Annotated in this window: 1 protein-coding gene (only partly in view); it reads left to right on the top strand. The window is 70.1% G+C overall.

The window, feature by feature from the left end:
• On the top strand, positions 1-12,731 hold the 3' end of the coding sequence (locus tag AB0I35_RS25295; protein ID WP_357398769.1) for a non-ribosomal peptide synthase/polyketide synthase. Its footprint begins 31,264 nt before the window's first position; only the last 12,731 of its 43,995 coding nucleotides appear in the window; its start codon lies beyond the left edge, outside the window; it ends in the stop codon at positions 12,729-12,731.

Genomic DNA, 12,731 nt, shown 5'->3' with positions numbered 1-12,731 from the left:
GCGACGAATCCGATCCGGAATCGCTGGCCGCCAAGCAGGTGGCGTACTGGACCGAGGCGCTGGCCGGCCTGCCCGACCAGCTCGAACTGCCCGCCGACCGGCCGCGCCCGCCCGCGCAGTCGTTCCAGGGCAAGGCGATCCGCTTCGAGATCGACCCCGACCGGCACGCCGCCCTGCACAACCTGGCCCGCGCCAACAACGCCTCGCTGTTCATGGTCGTGCACGCCGCGCTCGCGGTGCTGCTCGCGCGCCTGTCGGGCACCGACGACATCGCCGTCGGCACCCCCATCGCGGGTCGTGGCGAGCGTGAACTCGACGACCTGATCGGCATGTTCGTCAACACCCTCGTGTTCCGCACCGCCGTCGACTCCGGCGCCTCCTTCGCCGAGCTGCTCGCCGACGTGCGCGAACGCGACCTGGAAGCCTTCGCCAACGCCGACGTGCCGTTCGAGCGCCTCGTCGAGGTGCTCAACCCGGTGCGTTCCACCGCGCGCAACCCGCTGTTCCAGATCGGTCTGTCGTTCCAGAACCTGGCCGAGACCACCTTCGAACTCCCCGGTCTCACGGTGAGCCCGGTCGACTACGACTCGCAGCTGGCCAAGACCGACCTGCACGTCACCCTGTACGACCGCTACACCGACGACGGCGCACCGGCCCAGCTGGTCACCGAATTCGGTTACGCCATCGACCTGTTCGACGAGTCGACGGTGCAGAGCTTCGCCGACCGTTTCGTGCGGGTGCTCGACGCGGTGACCGCCGACGCGAGCGTCCCGGTCGGCGACATCGACCTGCTCGCCGAGCCGGAGGCCGAGCGGATCGTCACCGCGTGGAACGACACCGCGCACCCGGTCGACACCGACGCCACCCTGGTGTCGCTGCTCGACGCCACCGTGGCGGCGACCCCCGACGCGACCGCCTTGGTCGTGGACGAGGCGGGATCCGAAGGCTTCACGACGCTGACGTACGCCGAGCTCGACGCCGAGGTGAACCGTCTCGCGCGGTACCTGATCGAGCGCGGGATCGGCGCCGAGGATCGGGTGGCCCTGGCCATCCGCCGCTCCGCCGAGCTGATCATCGCGATGTACGCGGTGGCCCGCACGGGCGCGGCCTACGTGCCGATCGACCCTGATCAGCCCGCCGAGCGCACCGACTACATCCTGGAAACCGCCGCACCGGCTGTCGTGCTGACCACGGCGAGTGCCGAATTCACCACGGCGGCGGCCGAAGTGGTCGTCCTTGACGACCTCGACCTGAGCGCGGTGAGCGCCGAGGCGATCACCGGGCGTTCGCTCGTGCCCGCGAACACCGCGTACATCATCTTCACCTCCGGCTCCACCGGTAAGCCCAAGGGTGTCGCGGTCTCGCACGGCGCGATCGTCAACCAGTTGCTGTGGGAGACAGCCGAATTCGGCATCGGCGCCGACGACGCGGTGCTGCTCAAGACCGCGGCCACCTTCGACCTGTCGGTCTGGGAGTTCTGGACCGCCGCCGTCGCCGGTGCCCGCCTGGTGGTCGCGACCGCCGACGGACACCGCGACCCGGCGTACCTCAACGACCTGATGCGGTCCACCGGTGTCACCACGCTGCATGTGGTGCCCTCGATGCTCGACGCGTTGCTCACCGAGTCCGGTGCCGCCCTGCCGCGCACGCTGCGCCGGGTGCTCGCGATCGGTGAGGCGCTGCCCGCCGCGACCGCGCAGCGCTTCCGCACCGCCAACACGGCCGCGCTGTTCAACCTGTACGGCCCCACCGAGGCCGCGGTCTCGATCACCAGTCACGCGGTGACCGATGCCGACCAGGTGTCGGTGTCGATCGGTGGCCCGGAGTGGAACAGCCGTGTCTACGTGCTGGATTCGCGTCTGCGCCCGGTTCCGGTCGGTGTCTCCGGTGAGCTGTATCTCGCCGGTGCCCAGCTGGCGCGCGGCTACTACGGTCGCGCCGACCTGACCGCCGACCGCTTCGTCGCCGACCCGTTCTCCACCACCGGCGAGCGCATGTACCGCACCGGCGACCTGGTGGCCTGGAACGTCGACGGTGAACTCGACTACCGGGGCCGCACCGACTTCCAGGTGAAGATCCGCGGCTTCCGTATCGAACTCGGTGAGATCGAGGCGGCGCTGCTGCGTCAGCACACCATCTCCGCGGCGGCCGTGCTCGCCCACACCGATCCGGTGGTCGGCGATCGACTCGTCGCCTACGTCGTGGCCGACGCGGGCGAGATCGACAAGGTCGCGCTGCGTAACGCACTGGCCGACGAGCTGCCGTCCTACATGGTTCCGACCGTGTTCCTGCAGCTCGACGCCCTGCCGCTGAACGCCAACGGCAAGCTCGATCGCAAGGCGCTGCCGGAGCCCGAGGTCGAGAAGGCCGTGTTCCGCGCACCGGTGAGCCCGAGCGAACAGCTCGTGGCCGCCACCTTCGCCGAGGTCTTGCGCCTGGGTGACGACAAGCGGTTCGGCCTGGACGACGACTTCTTCGCCTGGGGCGGTAACTCGCTGCTGGCCACGCAGGTCGCCGCCCGCCTCGGCGAGGCCCTCGACACCCGCATCCCGGTGCGGCTGCTGTTCGAGGCGTCGACCGTGTCGGCGCTGGCGCACCGCATCGAGCAGCATGCCGAGACCGGTGACCGCAAGGCGCTGAAGGCCGGTCCGCGTCCGGAGCACATCCCGCTCTCGCTGGCCCAGCAGCGGATGTGGTTCCTCAACCGCTTCGACACCCAGTCGGCGGCCTACAACGTGCCCGTCGCGGTCCGCCTGTCCGGCGAGCTCGATGTGGCCGCGCTGCGCGCCGCGATCCTCGACCTGGTGAGCCGCCACGAGATCCTGCGCACGGTCTACCCGCAGACCGAAGCCGGTGCGGCACAGGTGATCCTGTCGCCCGCACAGGCCGCCCCGGAACTGCTCGAACGCACCGTCGCCGCCGACGAGGTGGAGACGGCGGTCGGCGAGCTGCTCGCCACCATCTTCGACGTCACCGTCGAGGTACCGCTGAAGGTCGCTCTGTTCCGTGTCGAGAACAGCGACGACTTCGTGCTGGCCATGGTCGTGCACCACATCTCGGGTGACGGCTCGTCGGTCGCCCCGCTGACCCGCGACCTGATGACGGCCTACGCCGCCCGCGCCGCCGGGTCCGAACCCGGTTGGGCGCCGCTGCCCGTGCAGTACGCGGACTACAGCATCTGGCAGCGCGAGCTGCTCGGCAGCGAGGACGATCCGGACTCGATGGCCAGCAAGCAGGTGGCCTACTGGAAGCAGGCTCTCGCCGAGCTGCCCGACCAGCTCGACCTGCCCGCCGACCGGCCGCGTCCGGCCGTGCAGAGCTTCGCGGGCAGCAAGGTCGACGTGCGGATCAGCGCCGAGACCCACCGCGCGCTCGTCGAGCTCGCCCGTGGGGAGGGCGCGACCCTGTTCATGGTCGTGCACACCGCCCTCGCGGTGCTGCTCGCGCGCCTGTCCGGCACCGACGACATCGCCATCGGCACCCCGATGGCGGGTCGTGGCGAGGCCGTGCTCGACGACATGATCGGCATGTTCGTCAACACCCTGGTGTTCCGCACCAAGGTCGACAGCGGTGAGGCCTTCGCCGACCTGCTGGCCCGCCAGCGCGAGGACGACATCGCCGCCTTCGCCAACGCCGACGTGCCGTTCGAGCGGCTCGTCGAGGTGCTCAACCCGGTGCGCTCCACCGCGCGCCACCCGCTGTTCCAGGTCGGTCTGTCGTTCCAGAACCTCAGCCGCGCCACCCTGGAACTGCCGGGTCTGACGGTCGCGGGCCTGGACATCGACAGCAACCTGTCGCAGTTCGACCTGCACCTCATCATCAGCGACGTCTACGACGAAACCGGTGAGCCCGAAGGCATTTCGGGTCTGCTCACCTACGCAACGGACCTGTTCGACCGCGCCACGGTCGAGGGGTTCCTGCGCCGCTTCGAGCGCCTGCTCGAGGCGATCGTCGTCACGCCGCGCACCGCCGTGGGCGATATCGAACTGCTCGCCCCGGCCGAGCGCGCCGAACTGCTCGACGGCCGCAACAACACGGCCAACGCGGTCGACACCGAGGCCACCCTGGTCTCGCTGCTCGACGCCACCGTGGCCGCCGACCCGAAGGCGACCGCCCTGGTCACCGACGACGGCAACCAGCTCACCTACGCCGAACTCGACGCGAAGGTGAACCGCCTCGCCCGCCACCTGATCTCGCTCGGTGTCGGCCCGGAGGCGCGCGTGGCGCTCGCCATGCGCCGCTCGGTGGATCTGATCGTCGCGATGTACGCGGTGGCCAAGTCCGGTGGCGCGTACGTGCCGGTCGATCCCGATCAGGCGGCCGAGCGCACCGACTACATCCTCACCACCGCGGCACCGGTCTGCGTGCTCACCAACGACGAGTTCACCACCGATGCCGCACCGGTCGTGCGCATCGACGAACTCGCCCTGGAGAACCTCAGCGCGGCACCGGTTTCCGATGACGAGCGCACCGAGCCGCTGCGTCCGTCGAACACCGCGTACGTGATCTTCACGTCCGGTTCGACCGGTCGTCCGAAGGGCGTCGCGGTGCCGCACTGTGCCATCGCCAACCAGCTGCAGTGGAAGCTGGTCGAATTCGGCATGGACGCCGCCGACGCGGTGCTGCTCAAGACCGCGGCCACCTTCGACCTCTCGGTCTGGGAGTTCTGGTCGGCGGCGGTGTGCGGTGGTCGCCTGGTGATCGCGGCGCCCGACGGACATCGCGACCCGGCCTACCTCAACGAGCTGATGACCAGCGAATGGGTCACCACGCTGCATGTGGTGCCGTCGATGCTGGACGCGCTGCTGGCCGCCGGCATGCCGGATTCGCTGTGGCGGGTCCTCGCCATCGGTGAGGCGCTGCCCGGTTCGCTGGCCCAGCGGTTCCGCACCGCGTTCCCGCGCACCGAGCTGTTCAACCTGTACGGCCCCACCGAGGCCGCGGTCTCGATCACCTCGCACCGGGTGAACGCGGCCGACCAGGGTTCGGTGTCCATCGGTTCGCCCGAATGGAACAGCCAGGTCTACGTGCTCGACGAGCGGCTGCGCCCGGTACCCGACGGTGTCGCCGGTGAGCTGTACCTCGCGGGCGCCCAGCTGGCCCGCGGCTACTTCGGCCGCGCCGACCTCACCGCCGACCGCTTCGTCGCCAACCCGTTCGGTACCGGCACCCGCATGTACCGCACCGGTGACCTGGTGGCCTGGCACAACGGCGAACTCGACTACCGGGGCCGCACCGACTTCCAGGTGAAGATCCGCGGCTTCCGCATCGAGCTCGGTGAGATCGAGGCCGCGTTGCTCGCGCTGCCGGAGATCGCGCAGGCGGCCGTCATCGCCAAGTCCGATCCGCGCACCGGTGACCGTCTCGTCGCGTACCTGGTCGGTGCGGATGTGGATGTGGCACAGGTGAAGTCGACGTTGGCCGAGAGCCTGCCGTCGTACATGGTGCCTGCCGCGTTCGTCGTGCTCGACGCGCTGCCGCTCAATGTGAACGGCAAGCTCGACCGCAAGGCGCTGCCGGAGCCGGAGTTCGAGGCACAGGCGTTCCGCGCACCGTCCACCCCGATCGAGGAGATCGTGGCCGGGGTGTTCGCCGATGTGCTCGGCGTCGAGCGGGTCGGTGCCGACGACGACTTCTTCGCCCTCGGCGGCAACTCGCTGCTGGCCACCCAGGTCGCGGCCCGCCTCGGCGCGGCCCTGGACAGCCGGGTGCCGGTGCGCCTGCTGTTCGAGGCGTCGACGGTGGCGGGGCTCGCGGTGAAGGTCGAGCAGGGTGCCGGTGTCGGTGGCCGTCGCGCGCTCGTCGCCGCACCGCGCCCGGATCAGGTGCCGCTGTCGCTGGCTCAGCAGCGCATGTGGTTCCTGAACCAGTTCGACACCAGTTCCTCGGTGAACAACATCCCCGTGGCCGTCCGCCTGTCGGGCGCGCTGGATGTCGAGGCGTTGCAGCTGGCCGTCGCCGACGTGCTCGCCCGCCACGAGACCCTGCGCACGGTGTATCCGTCGGCCAACGGCACACCGCACCAGGTGATCCTGCCGGTCGAGGGCAACGTGCCGGACTTGACGCCGGAAGATGTCGCGCCGGACCAGATCCGGGACAAGATCGCCGAGGTCATCACGGCCGGTTTCGACGTGATCGGTGAAGTTCCGTTGCGCGCCAAGCTGATGCGTGTCGTCTCGCCGATCGCGTCGGCAGCGGCTGCCGCGTCGCTCGGTGACGCCGACTCTGCTGTCGGCACGGGCGAATACGTCCTCGTGTTCGTCGCCCACCACATCAGTGCGGATGGCTGGTCCATGGGCCCGCTCACCCGCGATGTGATGATCGCCTACGCCGCGCGTGCCAACGGCGAGGCGCCGGGCTGGGCGCCGCTGCCGGTGCAGTACGCCGACTTCAGCATCTGGCAGCGTGAGGTGCTCGGCTCGGAGACCGACGAGAACAGCCTGCTCGCCCAGCAGGCCGCGTACTGGAAGCGCGCGCTGGCCGGTGTGCCCGACGAGCTGAACCTGCCGCTGGACCGGCCGCGTCCGAGCACGCAGTCCTTCGCCGGTGGCCGGGTGCTGTTCCCGATCGACGCCGACGTCCACGCCGGGCTCACCGCCATCGCCCGCGAGCAGAACGCGACGCTGTTCATGGTCGTGCACACCGCGCTCGCGATCTTCCTGGCGCGCCTGTCGGGTACCGAGGACATCGTCATCGGCACCCCGATCGCCGGCCGTGGCGAGGCCGAGCTCGACGACGTGATCGGCATGTTCGTCAACACCCTGGCCCTGCGCACGCAGGTCGGTGGCCGGCAGAGCTTCGGTGACCTGCTCGCCCAGGCCAAGGAGGCCGACCTGGCCGCCTTCGCCCACGCCGACATCCCGTTCGAGCGGCTGGTCGAACTGCTCAACCCCGAGCGCTCCACCGCGCGGCACCCGCTGTTCCAGGTGGCGCTGTCGTTCGAGAACCTGCCCGACGCCGGCTTCGAACTGCCCGGCCTTTCGGTCTCGGCGGTCGACTTCGACGTCGACACCGCCAAGTTCGACCTGCTGCTCACCGTCCGCGAGGCCGGGGCAGGCGACGAGGCCGGTGCCTATGCCGAGTTCTCCTACGCCACCGCGCTGTTCGATCAGTCGACCGTGGAGAAGTTCGCGCAGCGGTTCCGCCGTCTGCTCGCCGAGGTCGTCGCCGACACCACCACCCCGGTGGGCGATCTGGAACTCCTCGACACCGTCGAGCGCAGCGAACTGCTCACCCGCACAGGTGGTCCCGCGCTCGCCACGAGCACGCTGCCCGAGCTGCTGGCGCAGGCGGTGGCGACCAACCCGACCGGGCAGGCGATCGTCGCGCCGGGCGAGGCCGTCGACACGGGCCTGCTCCGCGCGCTCTCGGCAGGGCAGTCGGGCGATGTCCGCTCGCTGACCTACGCCGAGCTCGACGCCGCGTCCTCGCGGCTGGCCCGGGTGCTCATCGAGCGCGGCGCCGCACCGGAGACGGTCGTCGCCATCGCCATGCAGCGCTCGCTCGAGACCACCCTCGCTATCTGGGCGGTCGTCAAGTCGGGTGCGGCGTTCCTGCCGGTCGACCCGAAGTACCCGGCCGAGCGCATCGCGCACATGATGTCGGATTCGGGTGCGGCCCTCGGCATCACGGTGTCGGCCGAGGTCGAGCACCTGCCCGCGCCCGCGCTGGCCGACTGGCTGGTCCTCGACGACGCGGCACTGCACGCGGGCATCGCCGAGCAGTCCGCCGAGCCGATCACCGACGCGGACCGTCGCGGCGTCGTGCGCGCGGGCAACACGGCGTACATGATCTACACCTCGGGTTCGACGGGTCTGCCCAAGGGCGTCGTCGTCACCCACACCGGTGTGGCCAACTTCGCCGCCGCCGAGGTGGCGCGGTTCGGGCTCGGCAAGGACGCGCGGACCCTCGCGTTCGCCTCGCCGTCGTTCGACGCGTCGATCCTCGAGTTCCTGCTGGCCGTCGGATCGGCGGGCACCCTGGTGATCACGCCGGTCGGTGTGGTCGGTGGTGAGGAACTGGCCGAGATCATCGTCGGCCAGGGCCTGACCCACGTGTTCCTCACCCCGCTCGTCGCGGCGTCGATGGAACCGTCGGCACTGGCCGGGCTGGAAGCCCTGATCGTCGGTGGTGACAAGGCGCCGGTCGACCTGGTGGCGAACTGGCACAGCGCGGGCACCGACCCGGCGCGCCACCGGTTCTACAACGCCTACGGCCCCACCGAGGCGACCATCGCGACCAACCTGTCCGACGCGCTGCTGCCCGGTGACACCATGAACATCGGTGGCCCGATCCCCGGCGCGACCGTGCTGGTGCTCGACAGCCGCCTGCATCCGGTGCCCGAGGGCGTCGCAGGCGAGCTGTACCTGGGTGGCGTGCCGCTGGCACGCGGGTACCACGACCGCCTCGGCCTGACCGCCGAACGCTTCGTGGCCAACCCCTACGGCGAACCGGGCTCGCGCCTCTACCGCACCGGTGACGTAGTCACCTGGCGCACCGTCAACGGCAAGTCCGTCGTGGAATACGTGGGCCGCAACGACTTCCAGGTGAAGATCCGCGGCTTCCGCATCGAACTGGGCGAGATCGACGCCGTGCTCACCGCACACGACGACGTCGATTTCGCGGCCACCATCGGCCGCACCACCGACGCGGGCGCGACCATCCTGGTGTCCTACGTTCGCCCGGTCCCCGGCCGTGCCGTCGAACCCGCCGCCCTGGTCGAGTTCGTGGCGCAGCAGTTGCCCGCGCACATGGTGCCGGCCTCGGTGATGGTGCTCGACGAGATCCCGCTGACCCCCGCGGGCAAGCTGGATCGTCGCGCCCTGCCCGAGCCGGTTCTCGCCCCGCGCGAGTTCCGCACGCCGACAAGCGATATCGAGGCGATCATCGCAGCCGTCTTCGCCGAGGTGCTCGGTGTCGACGCGGTCGGCCTGGACGATTCGTTCTTCGCCCTCGGTGGTGACTCGATCCTGTCCATTCAGCTGGTCTCGCGAGCCAAGGACCGTGGCGTGCTGTTCAAGCCGCGCGACGTGTTCGAGAAGCGCAGCGTGGCCGGGCTGGCCGAGATCGCGGTCCTCGCGGGCGACACCGAGCAGATCGTGCTCGAGGAACTGCCCGGCGGCGGTGTCGGCGACATCCCGATGCTGCCGATCATGCGCCAGATCCTCAGCAGCGGCTCCACCTACGACCGGTTCTCCCAGTCGATGGTGCTCCGCCTGCCGGAGAACATCTCCGAAGAGGTGCTGCACGCCACCATCGGTGCGGTCTTCGATCACCACGACGTGCTCCGCTCGCGCGTCGCCAACGGTGAGAAGGGCTGGGAGTTCGAGGCTTTGGCGCCCGGCGCGGTCGATGTGAGCGCCCTGGTGCGTCGCGTCGAGGTGTCCGGTGACGTCACCGACGACGAGCTGTCGGCGCTGGCCAGCGCCGAGTACGACCAGGCCATGGGCCGCCTCGACCCGGCCGGTGCCGCCATGGTGCAGTTCGTCTGGTTCGCCTTCGGCGCGCCGACGCAGAGCCCGCGCCGCCGCGACGCCTTGCTCATCGTCGGCCACCACTTCGTGATCGACGGTGTGTCCTGGCGCATCCTCATCCCGGACCTCGGCATGGCCTGGGGTCAGATCGCGGCCGGTCAGCCGGTGAACCTGCCCGCCAACGGCACGTCCATGCGGCGCTGGGCGCACAGCCTGGTCGAGCAGGCCGAGGATCGTCGCACGGAACTGCCGTTCTGGCGTGAAGTGTCCGCCACGCCCGACCCGCTGCTGGGTTCGCGTCCGTTCGATCCGAAGGTCGACACTTTCGCGACCGTCGACCGAGTGCAGGTCACCCTGTCGGCGGAGGTCACCGACGCGGTGCTCACCGCGATCCCGGGCCTGTACCACGGCGGTGTCAACGACGGTCTGCTCACCGCTTTGGCGTTGGCCGTATCCCGTTGGCGCGGAGACGAATCCGGTACCGCGGCGTTGATCAAGCTGGAGGGCCACGGCCGCCAGGAAGAGATCGTCGCCGGTGCCGACCTGTCGCGCACCGTCGGCTGGTTCACCACCGCCTTCCCGGTGCGGCTCGACCTGGCGGCCGCCGACCTCGACGACGCCTTCGCCGGCGGTGCCGTGCTCGGCGACGTGATCAAGTCGGTCAAGGAGCAGATGCTCGCGGTGCCGGACAAGGGCATCGGCTACGGCATGCTCAAGTACCTGACCGAGCAGGGTGCCGATCTGCCGAGCGTCGGCCAGATCAGCTTCAACTACCTCGGCCGGGCAGGCACGGGCGAGATCCCCGCCGAACTCGCCGAACTCGGTTGGATCCCGGTGGCCGACCTCGGTCAGCTCGACGCCGAGATGGACCTCGACATGCCCGCCAACGCGACGCTGGACATCAACGCCATCGTCGACGACGGCGACGAGGGCCCGCAGCTCGGCGCGAACATCGCCTTCCCGACCGGGCTGCTCACCGCCGAGCGGGCACAGGAGTTCGCCGATCTGTTCGTGGCCGCGCTCACCGCGCTCGCCACGCACGCGCGGCGGTCCGACGCGGGCGGTTTCACCCCGTCCGATATGCCGCTGGTGCGTGTCGAACAGTCCGATCTCGATGTGTGGGAACGCGATTACCCCGCGCTGTCGGAGGTCTGGCCGCTCTCGCCGCTGCAGGCGGGCCTGATGTTCCACGCCATGCTCAGCTCGGCGACCGTCGACGTGTACACCGTGCAGGCCGTGCTCGACCTGACCGGCACCCTCGACGCCGAGCGGCTGCGCAAGGCCGCCCAGGGCGTGCTCGACCGCTACCCGAACCTGCGGACCGCGTTCGTCACCGACTCGGCCGGTCAGCCGGTGCAGGTGGTGCTCGGCGAGCTGGAGGTGCCGTGGCGTGAGGTCGACCTGACCGAGCTGCCCGAGGACGTGCGCATGCCGCGCATGCGGCAACTGCTCGCCGCCGACCGGGCCGACCAATTCGACATGGCGACCGCGCCGCTGATCCGCTTCGGCCTGTTCAAGACCGCCGAGGACAAGGCGCACCTGTCGATCACGGTGCACCACATCCTGGTCGACGGCTGGTCGATGCCGCTGCTCATGCGCGACCTGCTCGTGCTCTACGCGGTGCACGGCGACCTCACCGCCCTGCCGCGCGTGGCGTCCTACCGCAACTTCCTGTCCTGGCTCTCGGGCTGGGATCGCGAAGTGTCGCTGCGGGCCTGGGCCGACGCGCTGGCCGGGGTGGAAGGACCCACCCAGCTGGCGCCGCCGCCGCGCACCGAGGAGCGCTTCGAGATCGACAAGGTCGTCGTCGAGATCGACAACGATCGCACCCGGGCGCTCGGCAAGTTCGCCGGCGAGCTCGGTGTCACCGTGAACACGCTGCTGCAGACCGCGTGGGGCATCGTCGTCGGGCGCCTCACCGGCCGCGACGACGTGGTGTTCGGCGCGACCGTCTCCGGTCGCCCGGCCGAGTTGCCCGGCGTGGAGTCGATGGTCGGCCTGTTCATCAACACCCTGCCGGTGCGCATCCAGATCGACGACCGGATGACGGCGGAGAAGCTCACCCAGAAGGTGCAGTCCGAGCAGGCCGAACTGCTCAGCCACCACTTCGTCGGCCTGTCCGACATCCAGCGGGTGGCCGGTGCCGGTTCGCAGTTCGACACGCTGCTGGTGTTCGAGTCCTACCCCATGGACAAGGACGCGGTCACCGCGGCGAGCTCGATCGACGGTATGCAGGTCACCGGTGTCGGCCTCGACGACGCCACCCACTACCCGCTCACGCTGGTGGTGATGGCCGAGTCGACCATCGAGATCACCATGCGCTACCTGCGCAGCACCTTCACCGAGGACGAGGTCCGCACCCTGTCCGCCCGGTTGCTGCGCGTGCTCGACGAACTGCTCGAGAACCCGACCGGCCTGGTCGGTGACATCGACATCCTCGATGCCACCGAACGCGCCAAGCTGCTCGCCGAATCCGGAGTGACAGCGGCTGGTTCGGCACCCACTTCGGTGACCGGTGTCGGTGCGCAGACGGTGGCCAAGGTGCTGGCCGAGGTCGTGGAAGCCGACCCGCAGGCACCCGCCCTGCTGCGCGGTGACAGCGAGATCGCCTACAGCGCGTTGGATCGCAAGTCCTCGCAGCTGGCCCGCGTGCTCATCGCGCGCGGTGCCGGTCCGGGCGACGTGGTGGCTGTCTCACTGCCGCGTGGTGTGGATTCGGTGCTCGCCGCCTGGGCGGTGCAGAAGGCCGGTGCCGCGGTGCTGTTCGCGGGCGAGGAGACCGGAGTCGAGCTGGCCGCCGCCGGTGCGGCGTTCGGCATCAGCGCGGCCCCGCTCGCGGGGGTGGCCGGTCAATGGCTGGTCCTGGCCGACGTGGAAGACGAGATCGCCGCAGCCGCGACACACCCCGTCTCCTACGCCGACCGCGTCCGGCCCCTGGCCGAAGACCACCCGGCCTTCGTCCAGGTCGTGGGCGACGCCAGGACGGTGCTCACCCAGTCCGAAGCCGTCGCCCTGGCCGAACGCCTGCGCGACGAATACGGCATCGACTACGAATGCACCACCTACACCACCCACGCCTCCGGCCCAGCCGCCATCCAGGAATTCCTGGTCTCGGCCACCGCGGGCGCCCTGGCGGTGCTGCCCGCCGGCTCGGTCGAGGACGACCTGGCCGACGGCGAGGTCACCCACTGGTTCGTGGTGGCAGGCGAGGCGACCGACGCGGCGGACGGTGAAGTGTCGGTGATCATCGCCGAATAG

The organism is Nocardia sp. NPDC050378 (assembly GCF_040655675.1).
GTDB lineage: Bacteria > Actinomycetota > Actinomycetes > Mycobacteriales > Mycobacteriaceae > Nocardia > Nocardia coubleae.
The sequence above is the reverse complement of the archived record's forward strand: the minus strand, read 5'-3'. Positions and strand labels throughout refer to the sequence as shown.